Annotated in this window: 15 protein-coding genes; 8 read left to right on the top strand and 7 right to left on the bottom strand. The window is 38.1% G+C overall.

The genetic code is table 11. The features are described 5' to 3' along the window. The first annotated feature begins 16 nt into the window (after window positions 1–16). Together GJU39_RS13890 and GJU39_RS13885 are read left to right on the top strand one after the other, a co-directional pair. On the top strand, window positions 17–1,885 hold the full coding sequence (locus tag GJU39_RS13890; protein WP_154281443.1) for a RagB/SusD family nutrient uptake outer membrane protein: 1,869 nt from the start codon (window positions 17–19) through the stop codon (window positions 1,883–1,885). A gap of 172 nt (window positions 1,886–2,057) precedes the next feature. Next, window positions 2,058–3,338, top strand: a complete 1,281-nt coding sequence (locus GJU39_RS13885; protein ID WP_342448209.1) for an MFS transporter — start codon at window positions 2,058–2,060, stop codon at window positions 3,336–3,338. A 901-nt stretch (window positions 3,339–4,239) separates the two neighbouring features. Here the strand turns inward: GJU39_RS13885 and GJU39_RS13880 are convergent. From GJU39_RS13880 to GJU39_RS13860, 5 genes are all read right to left on the bottom strand, one after another. Beyond that, complete coding sequence (locus tag GJU39_RS13880; RefSeq protein ID WP_154281442.1) at window positions 4,240–4,455, bottom strand: PLDc N-terminal domain-containing protein; 216 nt, start codon at window positions 4,453–4,455, stop codon at window positions 4,240–4,242. A gap of 14 nt (window positions 4,456–4,469) precedes the next feature. After that, window positions 4,470–6,221 carry an ABC transporter ATP-binding protein gene (locus tag GJU39_RS13875; protein WP_154281441.1) on the bottom strand — a complete coding sequence of 584 codons (1,752 nt, stop codon included), beginning with the start codon at window positions 6,219–6,221 and terminating at the stop codon, window positions 4,470–4,472. A gap of 103 nt (window positions 6,222–6,324) precedes the next feature. Then, window positions 6,325–9,480, bottom strand: coding sequence for a TonB-dependent receptor (locus tag GJU39_RS13870; RefSeq protein ID WP_154281440.1), 3,156 nt, complete (start codon window positions 9,478–9,480; stop codon window positions 6,325–6,327). 168 nt (window positions 9,481–9,648) lie between these two features. Next, a complete protein-coding gene (locus GJU39_RS13865) occupies window positions 9,649–9,966 on the bottom strand; it encodes a hypothetical protein (protein WP_154281438.1) in 318 nt (105 codons plus the stop codon). 417 nt (window positions 9,967–10,383) lie between these two features. Further along, on the bottom strand, window positions 10,384–10,746 hold the full coding sequence (locus GJU39_RS13860) for a helix-turn-helix domain-containing protein (protein WP_154281437.1): 363 nt from the start codon (window positions 10,744–10,746) through the stop codon (window positions 10,384–10,386). A gap of 240 nt (window positions 10,747–10,986) precedes the next feature. Between GJU39_RS13860 and GJU39_RS13855 the strand changes: the two genes are divergently transcribed. Then, a complete protein-coding gene (locus GJU39_RS13855; protein ID WP_154281436.1) occupies window positions 10,987–12,405 on the top strand; it encodes a hypothetical protein in 1,419 nt (472 codons plus the stop codon). Between the two features lie 200 nt (window positions 12,406–12,605). Here the strand turns inward: GJU39_RS13855 and GJU39_RS13850 are convergent, their stop codons facing one another. Both GJU39_RS13850 and GJU39_RS13845 read right to left on the bottom strand, forming a co-directional pair. Further along, window positions 12,606–13,916 (bottom strand): amidohydrolase family protein, encoded by a 1,311-nt coding sequence (locus tag GJU39_RS13850; protein WP_154281435.1) that lies wholly within the window; start codon window positions 13,914–13,916, stop codon window positions 12,606–12,608. A gap of 1 nt (window position 13,917) precedes the next feature. Continuing rightward, on the bottom strand, window positions 13,918–16,938 hold the full coding sequence (locus GJU39_RS13845) for an amidohydrolase family protein (RefSeq protein ID WP_154281434.1): 3,021 nt from the start codon (window positions 16,936–16,938) through the stop codon (window positions 13,918–13,920). A 113-nt stretch (window positions 16,939–17,051) separates the two neighbouring features. Here GJU39_RS13845 and GJU39_RS13840 point away from each other — a divergent pair, with 113 nt between their 5' ends. The 5 genes from GJU39_RS13840 to GJU39_RS13820 all read left to right on the top strand — a co-directional run bounded on the left by GJU39_RS13840 (window position 17,052) and on the right by GJU39_RS13820 (window position 22,170). Next, a complete protein-coding gene (locus tag GJU39_RS13840) occupies window positions 17,052–17,498 on the top strand; it encodes a cytochrome B (protein WP_154281433.1) in 447 nt (148 codons plus the stop codon). A gap of 389 nt (window positions 17,499–17,887) precedes the next feature. After that, a complete protein-coding gene (locus tag GJU39_RS13835; protein ID WP_154281432.1) occupies window positions 17,888–19,285 on the top strand; it encodes an anthranilate synthase component I family protein in 1,398 nt (465 codons plus the stop codon). Window positions 19,286–19,336: 51 nt separating this feature from the next. Further along, window positions 19,337–19,924, top strand: a complete 588-nt coding sequence (locus GJU39_RS13830; protein ID WP_154281431.1) for an anthranilate synthase component II — start codon at window positions 19,337–19,339, stop codon at window positions 19,922–19,924. Window positions 19,925–20,105: 181 nt separating this feature from the next. Next, window positions 20,106–20,933 carry an indole-3-glycerol phosphate synthase TrpC gene (gene trpC, locus GJU39_RS13825; protein ID WP_245227895.1) on the top strand — a complete coding sequence of 276 codons (828 nt, stop codon included), beginning with the start codon at window positions 20,106–20,108 and terminating at the stop codon, window positions 20,931–20,933. A 157-nt stretch (window positions 20,934–21,090) separates the two neighbouring features. After that, window positions 21,091–22,170 carry a mechanosensitive ion channel family protein gene (locus GJU39_RS13820; RefSeq protein ID WP_154281429.1) on the top strand — a complete coding sequence of 360 codons (1,080 nt, stop codon included), beginning with the start codon at window positions 21,091–21,093 and terminating at the stop codon, window positions 22,168–22,170. The last annotated feature ends 46 nt before the right edge of the window (window positions 22,171–22,216 follow it).

Below are 22,216 nucleotides of genomic sequence, written 5' to 3'. Positions count from 1 at the left end.
AATAATAATGAAAAATATGAAAGCAATAACTCAACATAGAACGCTATATATATTAGTTTTAATCACTCTTTTTGCAACAGCTTGTAAAAAGGAATTTATGGATGTAGCACCGCCAGATAAAATATCTGCGGATTTAGTCTGGACTGATCCGGCACTTGCGCAGGCTTTTGTAAATGATATTTACAACGGTTTAAGTAGCGGCGGTTTTTCTGAACAAATGTTAGCATCAGTTTCTGATGAAGCACTGTTTACGCACCCAACCCGAGGCATCGATTTAGTTAATAATGGGACAATAAACCCTTCTACACTTGGCTGGGTAGACGATACCTGGGGTTACAAGCAAATGTATAATAGAATAAGAGCATGCAACATCACTATCGAAAGAATTGGTGGAGGAAGCAATGGATTAAGCAGTCAGACGCTGAAAGATCAGTTATTAGGTGAGGCTTATTTTCTGCGTGCCTACTACTATCAGCAACTTTTACGTTTTTACGGTTCGGTGGCCATTATTACTAAAACCTACGCATTAAGTGATGATTATAATGTGAAGCGAAATACTTACGAAGAGTGTGTAAACTTCATTATTAAAGATTGTGATGAAGCTGCAAAATTGCTTGCCGGAAAAACCTTAGATAAAGGTCGTACCAATTCTTTGGCTGCGCTGGCACTAAAATCAAGGGTGCTAATTTATGCTGCCAGTGATCTTCACGACCGTACAAAACTTACAGCCAAAATCAGTGGAATTGCGGCCCAAAAATTAGACTTTCTCTCTTATGCCTCGGGGAATCAAACCGAACGCTACCGATTGGCACAGGCTGCGGCAAAAGCAGTTTTAGATGTCGGTACAGGTTATAAATTAACACTTTCGGCGCCAGCAACCGATGGGCGGTTAAACTTTAAAAGCATTGCCATGGGTGGTGGAAGTAAGGCCCCTGGCATTGATGCTACGGCTGCTGCCGAATTAATTTTCGCAAAGTATTTTATTACCCAGAGCAATAACAGGCATGGCCAGCAAAACGGTCCGAATGGTTACCACAACTGGGCAGGAAATACACCAATTGGTTTATTGGTTGATGATTTCGAAATGAATGATGGCAGTAAGTTTAGCTGGACTAACCCCCTGCAAAAAGCAAATCCTTATCAAAACCGGGATCCACGTTTTTATGCTACTATTTTATATGATGGAGCAACATGGAAACCTCGTGATAAAGCCTCAGGAAATGTAGATCCGGCCAATCAGATTCAAACGGGGGTTTATGATTTAGCCAGCAATGGAACGGTAACTGATTTTCGGGGTCTTGATACCCGGGCCAGCTCAATCGAAAACTGGAATGGAAGCTGGACAGGCTATTATTACCATAAATTCATAGATCCGGATCCGAACATCGTAGAAGCATCTGCACCTCAAACCATTCCATGGCCGTTCTTCAGGTATACTGAAGCTGTTTTTAATTATATTGAAGCAAGTATTGAACTGGGAGAGTTGGATAACGCCAAAACATGGTTAAACAGAATTCGTTTCAGGGCTGGGATGCCAGCGGTAACCGCAACAAGCCAGGCAGATTTAAGAACGGCTTACCGGCACGAACGCCGCATTGAAATGGCTTATGAAGAACAGCGTTATCACGATACCCGCAGGTGGTTGATTGCTGAAGAAACTTTAGGAAGAAAAGTAACCTATATCAAAGTAATGGGGAAATTTAAGCCAGGCAAAACAATGTCTGCGCCTTACCACTATGATGCTACTGTTTACGATTATACTTACAGTCCGGTGGTAGAAAATGCGCAGGAAAACCGCAGTTGGGATAATAAACTTTATTTCAGGCCATTTAGCCGCGATGAGGTAAATAAAAACAATCTGCTTGAACAAAATCCAGGTTACTAAAGCTTGGTAAATTTTTTATAAACCCGATGAATAGCCAACGGTTATTCATCGGGTTTTTCCATTTTCTGCTTTATTTAAACCAATGCCATTTTCGTGTCGGAAAGTAAAATAAAACGTTTTATTAATAATTATATATGATTCAAATCTTATTTTTGTAATCAAATTTTTTTCCGTGTCAGATTCAGATTCCCTATTAATTAAACCTGATCCATTCGCAGCCCTCAGATATAAAGAATTTCGTTCTTTTTTAGGAATGCGTTTCTTTTTTACACTTGCTTATCAGATGCAGGCTGTAGTGATTGGTTATCACATTTACGATTTAACGCATGATCCATTAAAGTTGGGCCTGGTAGGTTTATGCGAAGCAATTCCTGCCATTTGCATTGCTTTGTATGGCGGTTACATAGCCGATAAAAGTGAAAAGCGTGGTTTACTCCTTAAAATTTTTTCTGGCGTTTGGCTGGCATCCGTTTTAATGTTAATTGTTACCAGTAAATACCTCCACCTCAAACAAGATTTAATTGTACTCATTATGTATGGGCTGGTATTTTGTATCGGCCTGGCGAGAGGTTTTTTTGGTCCGGCAACATTTTCGCTCATGGCAGAGATTATTCCAAAGGAGTTATATCCAAACTCCAGCACATGGAGCAGCAGTAGCTGGCAATTGGCTACTATTATTGGTCCGCTAACAGGCGGTTTAGTCAACTGGCTTTGGGGAATTACAGCAGCTTATAGTGTAATTGTGGTGCTGGTTTCGATTTCGCTGATTTGCATATTCACCTTCAAGAAACACCCATCTAATTATATCCCTAAAGAAAATATCTTCCACAGTTTAAAGGAGGGAATTAATTTTGTTTTCAAAACAAAGATGATGGTTTGGGCGATGAGTCTCGATTTATTTTCCGTGTTTTTTGGTGGTGCAGTAGCTTTATTGCCCATTTTTGCAAAAGATGTTTTCAATTTAGGCTCTTTCGGTTTAGGCATGATGCGTGGTGCTGCAGCTTCTGGGGCGGTGATTACCATGCTGTTAATGACTCGCTTTTCGCCGATGGGAAAACCATGGCGAAACTTACTTATTGCCGTAACCGGTTTCGGATTGAGTATTATCTGTTACGGGTTATCTAAGAATTTTTACCTGACTTTATTTTTCTTATTCCTGGAAGGCTCTTTTGATAGTGTAAGCGTTATTATTCGCCAAACGATTATGCAATTGCTTACACCGGATACTATGCGTGGGCGCGTATCGGCAGTAAACAGCATGTTTATCGGATCATCGAACGAGATTGGTGAATTTGAATCTGGCTTATCTGCCAAGCTGTTAACACTGGTGCCAGCTGTAGTTTTTGGTGGCAGCATGACGGTAGGGATTGCCTTTGTAACCTGGTTAAAAACTAAATCGCTTACCAGGTTAAGTTTGCAGGATATCAATGAGCAGAGTGGTAACGCAGCTTAATACTAATTACGAAGAAAGATTAGGTTATCAGAACTTATTGATGTCATCTTAACGGATCACTAACTGGATATTACTGAATTTAATCAGAGGGAAACATTAAGGAATTAAGGTCATTAAGAATTATTGATATCGTCTTAATACCTTAACGGATCACTAACATGGATATTATTGAATTTAAATCACAGGGAAACATTAAGGAATTAAGGTCATCAAGAAACTTATTGATATCTTCTTAATGCCTTAACGGATCACTAACCTGGATATTACTGAATTTAAATCACAGGGAAAACTTAAGGAATTAAGGTCATTAAGAACTTATTGATATCTTCTTAATGCCTTAATGGTTAATAGCATGGATATTAATGAATTTAAATCACAGGGAAACATAAGGAATTAAGGTCATCAAGAAACTTATTGATATCGTCTTAATACCTTAATGGTTCAATAACCTGGACATTACTGAATTTAATCACAGGGAAACCTTGCGGAATAAAGGTAATTAAGATCTTATTCAATCGTTTTAATGCCTTAATGGTTAATAACATGGATATTATTGAATTTAAATCACAGGGAAACATTAAGGAATTAAGGTCATTAAGATCTTATTCAATCGTTTTAATGCCTTAACGGATCACTACCTGGATATTACTGAATTTAAATCACAAAGGAAAACTTAAGGAATTAAGGTCATTAGGATCTTATTCAATCGTCTTAATGCCTTAACGGATCACTAACCTGGATATTACTGAATTTAATCAGAGGGAAACATTAAGGAATTAAGGTCATTAAGAAACTTATTAATGTCGTCTTAATGCCTTAATGGTTCAATAAGAACTATATATTATCGTTTTAATAGCTCAATTGCAATATGCTTCTAATTGTCTGAATTTCATCAGTGGTACTAAAACCGCCTGTTCTTACCCCAAACCAAATAGGCAATTGATCCTATAAAAGGGGCGAACAGGATGATAATAAACCAAAGTACTTTAACAGGAAAAAGCATATTGCTATTTCTTGATAAATGATATAGGGTAACCAATATAAACGCCAGCCAGAGTATCGCGGCAATAATAATAATGATCGCAATCTGATTGCTTTCTACTTGTGCTAATAACATGTGATGAAGATTTATTAAGCTTCAACAATCCTTTCTCCAATTTGTTGGCGCCACATGGCCTGATATAAACCATTTTGTGCAATTAATGCTTCGTGTTTACCTTGCTCAATAATATGGCCTTTCTCCAAAACATAGATCACATCAGCATGTTTAATGGTTGATAAACGGTGCGCAATCAAAATCGTAATGTGATCTGTTAAGTTAGATACTGAACGGATGGTTTTGGTAATTTCTTCCTCCGTGATAGAATCTAATGATGATGTAGCTTCATCAAAAACCAGAATATCCGGTTGACGTAACAATGCCCTGGCAATTGATAAACGTTGTTTCTCGCCGCCAGAAACCTTCACGCCACCTTCTCCAATTAACGAATCTAAACCTTTGTCTGCTCTGGCTAAAAGTGTCTGACAAGCCGCCTGGTTCAGCACGTTAAAGCATTCTTCGTCAGTTGCTGTTGGGTTTACAAAAAGTAAGTTTTCCCTAATGGTGCCGGAGAACAGTTGAGTGTCTTGCGTTACAAAGCCAATTTTTTCCCTTAGCGCATCCAGATCAATATTGTTGCTTGGTGTGCCGTTGTATAAAATTTCACCATCTTTTGGTGGGTATAAGCCTACCAGAAGTTTAACCAGCGTGGTTTTTCCAGATCCGGAAGGCCCCACAAAAGCAATAGTTTGTCCGTTAAACGCTTTAAAGGAAATATTCTCAAGTGCATTTCTATTGGCCGTTTGGTGTTTGAAGCCAACATTGCTGAAAGTTAAGTCCTTAATTTTCTGAATTGCGATTGGGTTTTCAGGTTTTTTATCAATTGGGGTACTTAAAATCTTTTTAAAATTGCCTAAAGAAACCTCAGCCTCACGCCAGGCTAAAATTACATTTCCAAGTTCCTGCAAGGGGCCGAAAAGGAAGAAAGAATAGAATAAGAAAGTTAGGTATTGACCAGCGGTGATGGCATTATCAAAAATGAGCAATAGTAAAACCAGGATCATGGTGCTTCGTACCAGATTTACTGTGGTGCCTTGTACGAAGCTCATGCTACGCACATATTTTACCTTTTTAAGCTCAAGACCTAAAATTTTATAGGTTGTTTTATTTAGTCGTTCAATTTCCTGATCGGCCAGACCTAAACTCTTTACCAGTTCAATATTTCTTAACGATTCTGTTGTTGAACCCGCTAAAGCAGTTGTTTCGCCAACAATAGAATGTTGAATGGTTTTAATTTTGCGGCTTAAATACCAACTCACGAAACTAATAATCGGAATGGCTGTAAAGTAAACCAGTGTAACCTTATAACTGATGGAAACGGAATAAACAATAACGAAAATCATTCCGATCAGGCTTACAAATAAAATACTGATGAATGAGGTAATAAATTTTTCAGAGTCTAAACGAACTTTCTGTAAAATCCCCAATGTTTCGCCACTGCGCTGATCTTCAAAAACCTGGTAAGGTAATTTTAGTGAATGCTGTAAACCATCGGCATACATTTTTGCGCCCACTTTTTGTACAATAACGCTGGTAAAATAATCCTGAAAGTTTTTTGCAATTCGCGAAACCATAGCTGCACCAATGGCGAGGCCAATTAAACCCAGCGAACCCCAAAGGTATTGGCTATAGGTTAATTTATCTTTTTGATTGATGAAGCGATCTAGAATTCTCCCGGTGATATATGGATCTAAAAGCGAAAAACCAATATTGAAACCTGCAAGCAATAGCGCCAAAGCCACAATCCACTTGTGGTTTTTCAGGTAGTCTAATAATAATCCCATTAAAGTTTTGTTGTTTATGACACAAACATAAAAAAAGGGAACGGATAAAAATCCATTCCCCTTTTTTATGACTTTAAGCTAAGATACTTAGTTAAATTTCTATTTAAAATCCGTAACGTAAACCAATTTGTGCCTGCCAAGGATTACCCGATGGCGTTACAATTCCGGTGTTATTTACGCGGTATGAATATGCTTTTGAAGCATTGTCAAACCCAGTTACTGCATATAAAGCCTGAGAACCTAAAGTTTCGTTCACACCCCATTTCTTCTTTAATAAGTTACCAAAGTTGAAAATATCGCCAGAAATTTCAATGTTATGTGTTTTATATATTTTAAATTTCTTAGCTATACGTAAATCAACAATGCCGTAGAAACCATTCACACCACCATTACGCTCTGCTATTTGATCAGAATATTTGGTGATATAATCTTTTAAGCTTTGGCTTGCTAAAGGATTATCAAGTAGCGTTTGTAATCCAGTACGCACACTGGCAGGAACATTTGCATTATTTCTATCGAAAACAAAAGCTAAATCATTTGTAGCTACGAAATCGCCGTTGATATTTCCGCCAGATAATAAACTATAACGCGTACCTCCAATTCCTGAATAACGCACGCCAATAGTTACGCCGTAGAATGTTGGCAACGTTCCGTAAACAACTACTTTATTACGGAATTGACCATCTGAGTATGACATTTTACTTAAATCTCTCGGATCATCTTTTACCGGAAGAGAAAGTGTTGCAGTATTTGCCACATTACCGTTATATGAAGTATTATCTTTCGCATCGTTATAGGTGAAACTTGCAGAGATCTCTCCATCTCTAAAGTAGTTCCAGGTTGCATCTAAAACAACTGCAAATTGATTTACTTTACCTTGACTATTCATTTCTAATACACGGCCGAATTGATTAGTTAATCTTCCCAATTTCCAATCTGCAACGCCATTACTAGCATTTACTGTTGGTACAAAAACGCCACGATTGGCTTCATTAGCTAATGTAAAGAATGGTGTTGCTACCATATTCCTATCTACATACATATAGTTATTACGACCTAAAGTGGCATAACCTGTAATCCCTACCTTGAATTTATCTGTGATTAATTTACTGTATGATAAGTTGGCTTTATAAACTACCGGAACCTTTGCATCCTCTGCATAAGTGTTAATGGTAGGAACCTGTTGGGCAGTTACAGTTGGAGCTGCTACTGTGCCATTTCTATAACCGATGAAATCTGGCCTTGGAACTAACTCATTGAATACATCAACTGTTGCAAAGTGCTTACCATCAAAAGTTAGGTTGTTAATAGTCATGTAGTTATTGATATCTGATCCAAAGATACCAGCACCAAAACGTACGAAGTCAGTTCTGTTTTCATTGATATCCCAGTTAAACTGAATTCTTGGCTGAATTAAGAATTGTTTTAGTTCGTGATCGGTTCTTACACCAATAGCATCAAACAACTGTTGATTTAATGGCGATTTTGGATAAGAACTATAATCCATACGTAAACCTCCAACAAACTCTAATCCTTTTGCTAAATTGGTTTGCATCTGGCCATATAAAGCCGTGTTCCAAATTCCTGCTTTTACTGTCGGATCAGCAACCAAAGGCACTTCACGATAATATCTGTTTGGAATTAAATTGTTGAAATTTTGTAGAGAGCTAATAGTTGTTCCTGTATTACGGTATTCAAAACGACCATTTACTTCGCTGCCGTAAAGGGATTTCGCATGAGTATACATCACATCAACACCGAAAGTATATTTGATCTTATCTGTATTATAATAAAAATTATCTACCAATTGCAGTACATTGTTGGTAAAACCCTCCTGCCCGAAACGGTGTCCACCAATTTGAATATCAGTTCCAACAGATGTTCCATTAGATAACGTTGATGGAACGTTGAAAACCTGAGCTCTTGGAATAGCACCATTTAATTGGCTGTTTTGCGTACTCGCCTGGTAAGTATATAAATGTTGAACTTTTAACTCATTAGTTACTTTACTGTTGATAGTTGAACGCAAAGTTGCCAATAAACTATTGTCAACATTTTTATCTGTACCGTAACTTTCAAAGAAGGTAATAGCTGTATTGTCAGCTAATCCCAAAGGGTTTCTGTCATTAGTATAGTTATCACGAATGGTTAACAAATTTTTCTCATTGATTTGCCAATCTAAACGGGCAAATGCAGCGTCTGATCCACGTTTCTTATCGAATGAACCATATTGATCACTACTCGCTACGCCATATTTATCGCGGGCAATAGTAGCAAATTCTTGAAGTGTACTATTGGTAATTCTAAATCTAGCTTCATCTTCCGGACCATTAACATCTGCAATAATTAAGGGACGAGCATCTCTTTGATGATCCCAGCCCACAAAATAATGTAATTTATCTTTAATGATCGGGCCACCTAAAGTAAAACCATATTGGTAAGTAGAAAAATCGTTATCACGCCTTACTCCTCTGATATCGTAACGAGATGATAACCAGTCTGCTCTTCCATACATGAAAGCGCTACCACTTACAGTGTTTGTTCCCGATTTAGTTACTGCAGTTACCGTACCTCCACCTGCTCTGCCTAAAGTAACATCATATTGATTAGTTACTACTTTAAACTCACGAACAGCTTCGATTGAGATAGAGTATGGGGCACCACTACGGCTGGTTGTGGAGCCTGCTGAAGTTGGGTTTTTAGCGTTCATACCATCAATAGTGTAGTTGGTAGATGAACCTAACTGACCTGAGATATTTCCACCACGACTCAATGGAGATAAATCCATTAAGTTAGAGAAATTACGTCCATTAACTGGTAATTGATTCATTGTCTTGGCTGAAATTTCAGTTGAAGCACCAAAATTCTGAACTTTGTTCCTCAAACCTGAAGCGACAACCTGAACAGCTTCTAAATTTTGTGAAGCTTCCTGCATTGTGATGCTTACTTTAACCACATCTCCAAGATTCAGCATATAACCATTTCTGGCTTGTTCGCCAAAGCCAACATAAACCGCCTTAACAGTATAAGGGCCACCTAAAGGAAGTTCTTTAAAAGTATATTCTCCCTGTCCATTGGTCGATGTTCTGGTGGTAAAACCAGTAGAATTATTTTTAATTTGAATAGAAACGCCTGGAATGGGTTTCTTTTGATCATCCGTAACAATTCCGGATATGGACGCCTGAGTAGTTTGTGCTATTGCTGAATTAGTGGCATAGCATAAAAACAGCAACACTGCAATTAGTAAATTTTTAATCATGATCAGTTTTTGATTTGTTATCTGACCGCAAAGGTGTTATTGTTGTGTTAAGTTGCTTTCTATTTTATGTTATGAAATGGTTTAGAAATTGTTCGATTTCCGGGTTGATGTTAAGTTAAAAAACTTTTGATTGATTCATATTTCGGTGGGTGTATCACGAATGGGTAGTTAGATATTTCGGTTGATGGGCCAACAACCGGTAGGGGAAGCAACATAAGCTTTGCAGTTGGCAACATAAGGTTTGCAGTAAGCAACATAAGGTTTGCAGTAAGCAACATAAGGTTTGCAGTAGGCAACATAAGGTTTGCAGTAGGCAACATAAGGTTTGCAGTAGGCAACATAAGCTTTGCAGTAGGCAACATAAGGTTTGCAGTAGGCAACATAAGCTTCGCAGTAGGCAACACAAGCTTTGCAGTAAGCAATATAAGCTTTGCCGTAAGCCGTATCAGACAGGAGCAAAGTAGATTTTATCGGTTGGTGAGACACCAACCGATAGAAAAATGACTTAATATAATGCAAGGCTTTGTCCCGCAGATCAAAACAAATTTCGCAGATTTTGCTACTTGCTTCTGCGGAAATCTCCTGAATCTGCGGGATAAATATTTCAGCAATAGTTATTATCTTTTTAAAACACAAAGCAGCCAATAAACTAATATTGGCTGCTTTGTTAGCAATGTCGTCATGCTGAATTTATTTCAGCATCTTTTTGTTGCGACTTATATAAGATTTTTTTTAAAAAGGCCCTGAAATAAATTCAGGGTGACGATCGTTCATGACCAGTGTACAAAAAATTTTTCATGAATTAAATGCACATTACTTCTTCTCAGCAGTATAATTATCGTTAAACTTTCTTATTCCAGCTGCTTGTGCAAATTATCCAAATGAAAAGAGCTCTTTAGGAAACTATTTACCTTTCAAAATCTCAATCTTTTCACGTTCAATTGCTAGTAAGCGTTCGTATAATTCTATTATTTTTTCAACAGGGTTAAAGTTGTTCTGAATTGAACTATCGTGAAAATTATTGATATTATTGAAAATGGTTTCTTCAGTGAAATGTTTGATTCCTTCAGCTGTTACACCTAATACTTTCGCAACCTTTTCTAAAGTAGAGTCTTCTATCGTTTCGCTTTGTTCAAGTTTACTTACCGCTTGTTGGCTAATGCCAAGTTCTGTGGCGAGTGTGTCTTGTTTCATACCCCTTAGTTCGCGTATGCGGCTAATTTTTCTGCCTAAATGTACACGGTTGGTTTTTTCTGCGGTTTCCATATTCCAAATATATCTAAAATTTATGCAGGGTAAAAAACAATATTAAGGTGTTTTTAACAATCAAATTTTCATCTGGCTTATAAAACTTCTCTTTAAATTGAATAGATGCTTCTTGTAGATGATTTAAGATTAATATTTCAGTTGGTTAGACAACAAAATATAAGTAAATATTTACCTTATCATAATTTTTATATTACATATACTTAATATAAAAGCTGTCTTTTTAAAAAAAAAACAGCTATGAAAAAAATTAATACACTATTATTACTATTGGTAGTGATTATCTCTGCCTGCAAGAAAGATCAGAACGAAGTGAAAGAAACAGCACTTTTTTCGAGATCAAATTCAATGTTAAAGGGTTCAAGGCCGTTGCACGCTGGTGATCCTAATTTAGATGCATCCTGGGATTGGACCCAGCATAGTTGGACAGCATATTTCAACAATGCTGATGGTTCTGTTGGTAGTGTCACAACGTTAAATCCTTTTATCGACGGCGCTCAAAAAGTTTACGGTAATGTTGATGCCTCAAAAGCAGATATGTATCCTGCAAATGGTTGGATGTTAGTTTCAAGAGATTTTGGTACCTCGACTGAAGCCAATGCCTATCCATTTTTATTGCTTTATAACAAATATAGGGGTGTTTTGAGGGTTTGTGTATTGAGGACCTATGATGTTTTGTCGTCTTACCAACAAATCACACTTAGTTATGCTTCAAACGTGTCATATCCAGACTTGTTTAAATATAGTAGTACGAGATCACCCTACACGATTGAAAATGGATCATATATCAACGAAAATCCTCTTAGTGATAGTTTTAAACAAACTGCAATCACTTTTTCCGGTGTTCAGCAATGGATGATAGCCGATTTCGATGTTAGTGGCTATAGTTCCTCATTTGATCCAAATACCTCATTTAATATAAGTGTTTCTGAAATTGCGCAATCTGATGTTGTCCTGGAAGGAAATATACAATTAGATGGGACTGCTCAACCACAATCAGCAGGGGCAAGTGATTTAGGCTTAATAAAGAATGTGGCAAGCTTCTATACAAAGACCGTTGAAGGTGTTGCAACAGTTACAAAAATACCAAAAGATGATATAGTAGGTACATTCGTTGGTGGCCCTAATGTTTTTCTTAAAGGCTTATTGCAACTAGTCAATCTTACAGGTTTTTCAGGAGGAGGTACAAGTGTTCCATATAATATAAAGCTTAAAGGGTCGACAACTCAAACGGGCTCAATTAAATTAAATTCTCCTAAAGCATCATTTAGTGTATACTTAATACCTAATGTTAGTAGTAGTGCTTATAGAGCTGTACAAAATATACCATGGGGTATATTCCATCTCATAGGAACAAATGCGTATGTTGATGAATCATATGTGGAAGGATATGAGGGAAGTGAATATTATAAATATGTACAATTTCCTCCAAATTTTTTCAAAAATTCTCTAATTATTAATCCTGCAATAGCAAATGAAGTAGAAGATGTAGAGGTTTTGTACGGTTTACCAGGTGTAGGTATAAGGTTTTGGCCTATTGCAGAATTCGATCAAGATACAAGGTATATATATGGCGGTGCTAATGTAGCTGAATTATATTATGGCTTAAAGATTGCGTTCAAAAATGGTAATATTATTTTTAAACGCATTTATTATTAATCTAAGCAAATAATATTTACTGTTAATTAAAATATAGGGAATCTATTTTAATTGGATATCAAAAATATTATATTATCAAACGGCCAATATTGATTTATTGGCCGTTTCTGTTAAATGTCGTCATGCTGAATTTATTTCAGCATCTTTTTGTAGATCGTTCATATCCAATGTATAAAAAGTCTACATGAATTGAATGCATATTACTTCTTCTCAGCGGCGTACTTATCACTGAATTTTTTATCTAACTGTTTGTGCAAATTATCCAGGTTAATATCTCTGCCCTGAATAAAAGCCTGCTCCACTTTGTTTGTTCTCATGTCCAAAGCATCGCCGGCTGAAATAAAGAAAGTAGCATCTTTTCCTGTTTCAATGCTTCCGGTTGTTTTATCCACGCCCATTGCTTTTGCCGCGTTTAAGGTAATGGTAGATAAAGCTTTTTCCTTATCTAATCCCCAGGCCGTAACCGTGCCTGCCATGAAAGGTAAATTGCGTTGTTGCCAATAACCATCAATACTTAATACCACATTTAAACCCGCATTGGCTAAAATAGCAGCATTTTTATAAGGCATGTTTACATCATCATCATTGTTGTTTGGCAGGGCGTGCGGTTGTTTCACCACTAAACTAATGTTGTTTTCTTTTAGGAAATCGATCACCAGATAGGCCTCATCAGCGCCCGTAATCACAGGTGTAATACCGAATTTCTTTGCGAAGTTTACGGCTGCTACAATATCCTTTTGGCTTTCTGCAGCAATGAATAATTTCTCATCGCCAGAAAAGACCTTTTTCATCGCATCAAAGCGGGTGTTAATCACTTCTGGTTTGCCCATTTCAGAATAAGCTTTCGCTTCTGCAAAGAAAGAATTTAACTGACTAATCGAATTTGCTGTTCTTTCTGCCAAAGCCTCCGGCGACATTTGCGGTCTGCCGAAGCCACCAAAGCCACCTCTGAAACGTGGCGTAACCGGCCAGGTCATGTGCATGGCATCATCAGTTTTTAAGGCTGCATCTTCCCAGTTCCAGGCATCCAGTTGTACCACAGATGAGCTGCCGGAAACGGTTCCACCCTGTGGGGTTGGCTGTGCCATTAAAACGCCATTGCTACGCAATGTTGCAGGCACCTTAGAATCGGTATTGTAGGCTACAATAGAACGGATGTGCGAATTGTAATCGCCAATTTCCTCAAAATCTAAAGTAGCTTTCACGGCTTCTATTTCTGTTAAACCCAAATTAGTAGTGGCCGCAATAAAGCCAGGATAAACATGCTTACCAGTTGCTACAATTTTACTTACATCATCTTGTGGCACTTGCCCGTTGGCAGTAACGGAAATAATTTTTCCATTTCCGAAAAGAATCGTTCCGTTTTCGATTACTGTACCATTACCTACGTGCACAGTTGCGCCCGTAATGGCAATGGTTTTATATTGTTTTTTAGCTGGCGATATGTTTGCCTGGGCAAAACACATCAGGCTTGTTGCCGAAAAAGCCAGACTGAATAAATATGTTTTCATGTTAATGTGCATGTTCTTTGTCGGTTAATTCTGCTGAATAATTTTCTAAGGTTTCGCAATTGTAAAGGCGAGGGGCATCTCCCATAGGGCGTTGCATTTTTCCACCTTTGCTTTTACTTTCCAGCATTTTCTGGATCAAACGTGCTTTTTCAGTCTGTTGAGATTTTATAATCTGTGCATCTTTTTCAAGGTCCCAGTAAGCAATTCCATCAACAAATGTTTTCTCCGCCCTGGCATAAATAGAGAGTGGATTAGCTGTCCAGATCACTACATCGGCATCTTTACCTGCTTTTAAACTGCCTACTTTATCCTCAATGTGAAGCATTTTTGCCGGATTCAGCGTTACAAATTTCAGTGCATCTTCTTCCGGAACGTTACCATATAAAACTGATTTTCCAGCTTCCTGATTTAAGTGACGGGCCATCTCCGCATCATCCGAGTTGAAAGCAGTGGTTACGCCAACATTGTGCATAATTTTTCCGTTGTAAGGAATTGCCTCAGCCACTTCATTTTTATAAGCCCACCAATCTGAAAAGGTAGAACCTGCAATGCCATGTGCTTTCATTTTATCAGCCACTTTATAACCTTCTAAAATGTGGGTAAAGGTATTGATTTTGAAGCCTAAGCTATCTGCAACATGGATTAACATGTTGATTTCGCTTTGCACGTAAGAGTGACAGGTAATAAAACGTTTGTTATTTAAGATTTCTACAATTGCATCTAACTCCAGGTCTCTGCGAACATTGTTCCCTTTAACCCCTATTGCTTTTGCATATTCTTTAGCGCGGGTAAATTCATCCACAAAAGTTTGTTCCACACCCATCCGTGTTACCGGAAAACGGGCACCAGTACCAAAATTACTTTGCTTTACGTTTTCACCCAAAGCGAATTTAATGAAACCATCAGCGCCAATAAATTTCAATTCTTCGGGAGATTTTCCCCAGCGTAGTTTAATCAGTTGTGATTGGCCACCAACGGGATTCGCGGAACCGTGCAAAATGTGCGAAGTGGTCACGCCACCAGCCAGCTGGCGATAAATATTTACGTCTTCCGAGTTGATGATGTCAGCAATGCGAACTTCTGCCGAAACTGATTGCGCACCTTCGTTAATTCCGCCGCTGCCGGCAATGTGCGAATGCTCATCAATAATACCAGCGGTGATGTGTTTGCCTGTCGCATCAATTACTCTTGCGCCTCCGGCCGAAAGGTTTTTGCCTACCGCTTTAATTTTTCCATTTTCTAAAAGCACATCTGCATTTTGCAAAACGCCGTCTTTTTCATTTGTCCAAACGGTACCGTTTTTGATTAAAACAGTTTCTTGCTTTGGTAATTCCGTTGTGCCAAAAGCTGTAAATGGAAAAATTACCGGGCCAATTGCCAGGCTTGGTTTAGGCTCCTCTTTTTTAGGTGTCTCTTTACCAGCTTCCTTATAAGTCGCAGTAAACCTGCCTGTAGAGCCATCTGCCAACGCAGATTCGCCTTTAATCGTAATTGGATTTGCAGAAGTAATGTATCCGCTTAAACGAACATCGCCTTTCGGGTTTTTCTTTAGGTTAAAATTGATGCTTACCCAATCGCCATTTCTAGTGAAGGTTGCAGTGGTTTTAACGCTATCCACGCCTGTTCTTTCAATCGCAGCGGTAGAGCCGCCAGCAGTTCCGGTGATTTTTAGGGTTAAAGCACCTACACCATCAACGTTTAAATTATAAGTTCCGCGAACATCACTTACATCCATTTTATTTACAATGAAACGTTTTCCCTGAACCCAGTTTTCGAAAATGATATTTCCGTTTTTGAAGAGGTTATCTGATGAGATTAGAAAGTTAGCTACTTTGCCTTTATCAAGTGAGCCTACTTTATCACTGATGCCTAAAAGTTCAGCAGGAATGGTGGTTACTGATAGTAAAGCTTGTTTTTCTGTTAATCCATTTTCTATCGCAGTGCGGATATTAGCCCAAAAATCGCGGCTGTTTTCTAATCCAAAAGCGGTTAAGGCAAACTTAATACCTGCTTTTTCTAACACCGCCGGGTTAGTCGGGGCCAATTCCCAACCCTTCATTTGCGTAAGGGTTACGTTTCTTGCTTCCGCAGGATCTTCTACATCGTACGCCTTTGGGAACGCCAGAGGAATAATTAAACTTGCGCCCGTTGCTTTTACTTCATTAATGCGTTGATATTCATCACCACCAGATTTAATGATGAATTTTTTGCCAAATTCTTTCCCAATTTTATCGGCACGAAGAACGTTCGCCCAGCCGTCTACCTCAAATATTTGTGGCATGGTTTGTTGCTTTGCAAATTCTTCTAAAGAAATATTATACTCTTCTTTCTGTTTGCTATACCACTGCGAATCGAAATAAGTTTGGCGTAATAAGGCAATAGAACCCATTAAAGAGGTTGGATAATCATTAGAAGATGAACCTTTGTTGAATGAATAATTGGCTGCGGTCTGGTCTTTTAAAATTAAGCTGTTATCGGCATCCTCATTCAAGGTTACTGCCGCAGAAACGCCACGGGCAATTCCGTCACGATTGATCACGTTTACACTTCCAAAGCCAACTTTACGTAATTCATCTGCTTTTTTGCTATCTGCAGTGAAGATGTTTTTTACGTAAGTTTCTGGTCTGATGGATTCATTCCAGCCATAAGCGCCTTTTTTAGTAGAAACGAAGATAGATTGTCTTTGTCCGCCAAAGCCGCGGGCCTGAGCAGGCGCCTCTGTAATGCCATAATTCGAAAAGGCATCAATTAATGATGGATAGATGAATTTCCCTTTCAAATCTACCACAACATAGCCTTTGGGTACAGCTAAGCCAGCTCCAACGGCCAGAATCGTTTGGCCTTTTATTAAAAGTGTGGCATTTGTAAGGGTTTGGTTGGCATTTACTACAATTGTGGCATTGGTAAAAGCAAACATTCCGGGTCTCGTATCATAAGAACCATTAACCGGAAAGGTTGTTTGCTGTGCAAACATCAATGTAGTAGAAAATACCAGCCCAATGGCGAGTAAAATTTTCTTCATAATAAGTTTAGTTGGTTTATTTTGTTTAAAACTAATATAAATTAGCGTTGATAATCCTGAATATCCGATATTTTACAATTAATGTCTATTTTTGGAGGATAGAAATTAATATTATGAACGATATTTTAAAAAGTGCTCACTCAGGATGGCGCTACGTAGTTTTTCTGCTGCTGATTATAGCTGTTGTTAAAGCATTATCTGGCTGGTTTGGCAATAAAGCGTACACAGAAGGCGATAGAAAATTAAATGTTTTTGCATTAATTAGCGCACACATCCAATTGGTTATTGGTTTAGTGCTTTACTTTAGTGAAGGCTGGTATAAACTGAGCAGCGCAGGTGCACCTGATGTCCGGTATTTTAAAATGGAGCACATTGCCATGATGATTATCGCCATCATTTTAATTACAGTCGGAAATGCCAAATCAAAAAAAATGACTGAAGCCGTTGCAAAGCACCGTACCATTGCCATTTTCTTTGGCCTGGCTTTGATTATTATTATTGTTTCAATCTGGATGATGACCAGGTCAGTACCCGGAAGAACATTTTTTGGAGTTTCTTAAAAAGTAATACTTTATCAGGCACCGTAATGAGTATTTGGTAAATATTAATTCTTTAGAATAAAAATATAGCTAGTAAAACCAGTCCGAAAGGCTGGTTTTACTAGTTTAAAAACTTTAGTAATTCAGTGTTATTGCGGGAAATATTTTGATTATTCAAATTTATTTATATTTTTGCTGCTCATGATCAGCAATATACATACATGGCTTTGGCAAAGTAATTCGAAAACGGATTGCGCTGGCTGCGTATGAGAAAAATATAGTTTATCAACCTAAACCTTAAAAGAACCATTAAAGCCCGGCGTAGAACCACACGCCGGGCTTTTACTTTTTAAAAAAAAAATTACAAGAGGAGATTGCTTTGTTATACCTCCTCGCAATGACGATAGAAAATGTTTAAAATTAATACCACCTACAAAAAGATGCTTGCTGATACCACAACACCCGTGAGCATTTATTTGCGCTTACGCGATGTTTATCCGAATAGTATTTTGCTGGAGAGTTCAGATTACCATAGTCGCGAGAATTCGATGAGTTTTGTGTGCGCAGATCCGGTTGCCGGAATTATTTTGAAAGGTTCAAGGCTGGAGACTTATTTTCCTGACGGAACTGTAGAAATTAAAGAGAGTAAAAATTTAATTGATGAAATAGCAGATTTTAAGGATAAATTTAAAGAAACTGAATTTCCGGAAATCAAGTTTATTTCGAGTGGTTTATTCGGTTATTTTACCTGGAATGCCGTGCAGCATTTCGAGGATATTAAATTTGTTTCTGAAACCCCGGAGGGTGAAGAAATCCCTGAAATGCAATATCATTTGTATCGATATCTGATCGCAATTGATCATTTTAAGAACGAAATTACCCTCTTTAAAAATACTTTTGAAGGAGAAGAAGAAGGTGGATTAGAGAAAATGGAATACCTGATTCAGAATAAAAATTATCCTGAATATAAATTCCAGGTGAGGGGAGAGGAATCTTCTAACCTTACCGATCAGGGTTTTATTAGCCTGGTAGAGAAACTTCAAAAGCATATTTATCGCGGTGATGTATTTCAGATCGTTCCTTCAAGAGCGTTTAAACAGTCATTTTCCGGGGATGAGTTTAATGTTTACCGGTGTTTGCGTTCTATAAATCCCTCTCCTTATCTATTCTATTTCGATTATGGCGATTTCAAGCTTTTTGGTTCATCGCCAGAGGCACAAATCACTATTGAGAATAATTCGGCAAATATCTTTCCTATTGCAGGTACTTTTAAGCGAACAGGCAATGATATTGAAGATGCACTACAAGCCAAGAAGCTGGAGCAGGATCCTAAAGAAAGTGCAGAGCATGTAATGTTGGTAGATCTGGCCCGGAATGATTTAAGCAGACATTGCAACCGTGTAGAAGTAAAATCGTTTAAAGAAGTTCAATATTATTCGCACCTGATTCATCTGGTGAGTAAGGTAACTGGCCGCTTACAAGACGATGTAAGCGCATTTAAGGTGGTTGCAGATACTTATCCGGCAGGTACATTAAGTGGGGCGCCGAAGTATAAAGCCATGCAACTGATTGATGAAAATGAAAAGCTTGGTCGGAATTTTTATGCTGGTGCCATCGGTTTTATGGGCTTTAATGAAGATTTTAACCATGCCATTATGATCAGGACTTTCATGAGCAAAAACAATGAATTACATTACCGTGCCGGTGCCGGTATTGTGGCAGATTCTGTGCCCGAAATGGAAATGCAGGAAGTAAATAATAAAATTGCGGCCTTGCGTAAGGCAATTGCAATGGCAGAAGGAATATAGTCGGGCGTTAACAATTTTAGTTTAGAGTCACATCCGCTAGTAAGAAATACGATGGAAAATATAGAGAAGAAAACAGTTCTGGTAATCGATAATTACGATAGTTTTACCTATAATCTGGTGCATTTAATTAACGAGGTGGGTTACGAAGCTGTGGTTTGGAGAAATGATAAGTTCGACCTGGCTGATGTAGCACAATATGATAAAATCCTCCTTTCTCCTGGTCCAGGGATTCCGGAAGAGGCGGGGTTACTGCTTGATGTGATTAAAACTTATGCGCCAACGAAAAGTATTTTCGGCGTATGTTTAGGTCAGCAGGCGATAGCAGAGGCCTTCGGTGGTACACTGTTAAATCTGGGCCGGCCAATGCATGGCATTGCAACGCCTGTTACCGTAGTAGATGGCGATGAACCTTTATTTTGGGAATGTCCGCAAACGATAAATGTGGGTCGTTACCACAGTTGGGTAGTGAGTAAAGAAAATTTTCCATCGTGTCTGAAAATTACCGCACGCGATCATAAAAGTGAGATTATGGCGTTAAGGCATGAGACGCTGGATGTTCGTGGCGTACAGTTTCACCCGGAAAGTGTGTTGACTGAACATGGTAAGCAAATGATGGAGAATTGGTTGACAGCCACCTGAAGGGAATAGAAGAGGGGGAAAAGGAAATAGAGAATAGGGAATGGAGAATAGAAGGGATAGGAAAGAGAATAGCCCTTAAAAGATAACGTGACGAGATCGTTAATGCTTTAAAGAGCATAAAACTGAATGGAACAGGCAAGTTAAACTGTTCAAAAAAATGATAACTAGAATATAAAGAGATATGAACGATGGAAATTCAAAGTCCCCTTCAGGGGATTTAATGGTTGGATCTGTATTAGATAAAATAGTATTCCGTAAAAAACAAGAAATTGCTGATGCTAAAGCATTAATTTCTGCTCAGGATTTAGAGAAATCGGTTCATTTCAATAGAACGCCTTATTCTTTTAAGGAGTTTTTATTGGCTGAAGATCGTACCGGAATTATTGCAGAATTTAAACGACGCTCACCATCTAAAGGTTTAATTAACGGCATTGCCGATGTTGCTGAAGTTACGCAAGCCTATAATCAGGCAGGTGCATCTGCACTTTCAGTTTTAACTGACGTTGATTTTTTTGGTGGTAAAACTGATGATTTGCTGGCAGCAAGGGCCGCAAATGAGATTCCAGTTTTACGGAAGGATTTCATGATCGATGAGTATCAGATTCTGGAAGCAAAAGCCTGGGGTGCGGATATCATCTTATTGATTGCTGCGATTTTAACACCACAACAAATCAATGATTTTGGAAAATTCGCTCAGAATCTGGGTTTAAATGTACTGCTGGAAGTTCATAATCTGGAAGAATTAGAGCGGAGTATTTGTGCTAATATAGATGCCATTGGAATTAATAACAGAAACCTGGCAGATTTTACGGTTGATATTCAAACCTCGTTTGATTTAGTGAATAAAATTCCAAATGAATTTCTAAAAATCTCTGAAAGCGCCATTAGTGATCCCAAAATAATCAAAGAATTAAAACAAGCCGGCTTCGATGGCTTCCTGATCGGTGAAAATTTCATGAAAACCGAGAATCCAGGAGCTGCAATAAAAGATTTTGTGGCGCAGATTTAAAAATAGTCATCGGATGCATACTAGTACTTGCGCTATATTCATTCGATGACGATCACTGACTGATTCCCGCATCGGATGACGATGACTGATTCAAACAATCAATAAATTTTGTTGTTAGATAAAAGAGTAACCTCGAAAATTAACCAACAAATTTCTTATGCAGTATCTCGACCATTTTTTTGGTTATCCAATTCCGTTATTTCTAAAAAACATCATTATAGGTTGTATCGCCATTTTGTTGGGGATTATAATCAAGTTTATTTTAAGCAAAACCTTCATCTTATTTTCTCGCTGGTGGGATTCAATTTTGATCAAATCCACTATTAAACACCTTCGAACGCCCGTTGCAGTATTTATGCCATTGCTATTGCTCAACTTTTCGCTGGATTTAATGGCAATGCCGCTAAAAGTCAGGATCCCGATAGAAAAGGTGCTCGAAATTGCGCTGACTATCACATTTTCCCTCATCTTAATCCGGTTAATCAATGTGCTCGAAGATTTTTTCTTCCTCAAATATGACCTCAATAAAGAAAATAATTTAAAGGAAAGAAAGATTCGTACGCAGCTTCAGTTCGTTCGGAAATTTATCGTTTCCTTGATTATTCTGGTTACTGCGGCCATCATTTTATTAAGCTTTGAAAGCATGCGGAGAATTGGTGCCGGTTTATTAACCGGTGTCGGAATTGGCGGAATTATTATCGGTTTTGCTGCTCAAAAATCTTTAGGAAACTTATTGGCTGGCTTCCAGATTGCCTTTACTCAACCCATCAGAATTGATGATGTTTTAATTGTAGAAGGCGAGTGGGGCAGGGTGGAAGAGATTACTTTAACTTATGTAGTGGTGAGTATCTGGGATCAGCGAAGGCTTATTCTTCCGATAACTTATTTCATTGAAAAACCCTTTCAAAACTGGACACGTGTATCTGCAGATTTGCTCGGCACGGTTTTCCTTTATATGGATTATACCATTCCGATTGAACCTTTGCGGCAGGAGCTTACCCGCTTATTAACCAGCAATCCACTTTGGGATAAACGAGTAAATGTGGTGCAGGTGACCGATACCAATAAAGATGGCACTATAGAAATCAGGTTTTTAATGAGTGCTTCTAATTCTTCCAGGGCATTTGATTTACGTTGTGAGGTAAGAGAAGCGATGATTACTTTTATTCAAAATAATTACCCTGAAAGTTTGCCAAAAACAAGATTGGAGCATAAAGATAAGTTTGCTGGTTTGTAAATCTTAACACCTAATCGAACTTAGGTGGTGCATATTTTCCATCCGG

The sequence above is a fragment of the Pedobacter petrophilus genome (assembly GCF_009674725.1).
Lineage (GTDB): Bacteria > Bacteroidota > Bacteroidia > Sphingobacteriales > Sphingobacteriaceae > Pedobacter > Pedobacter petrophilus.
This window is presented reverse-complemented; position numbering and strand designations above follow the sequence as displayed.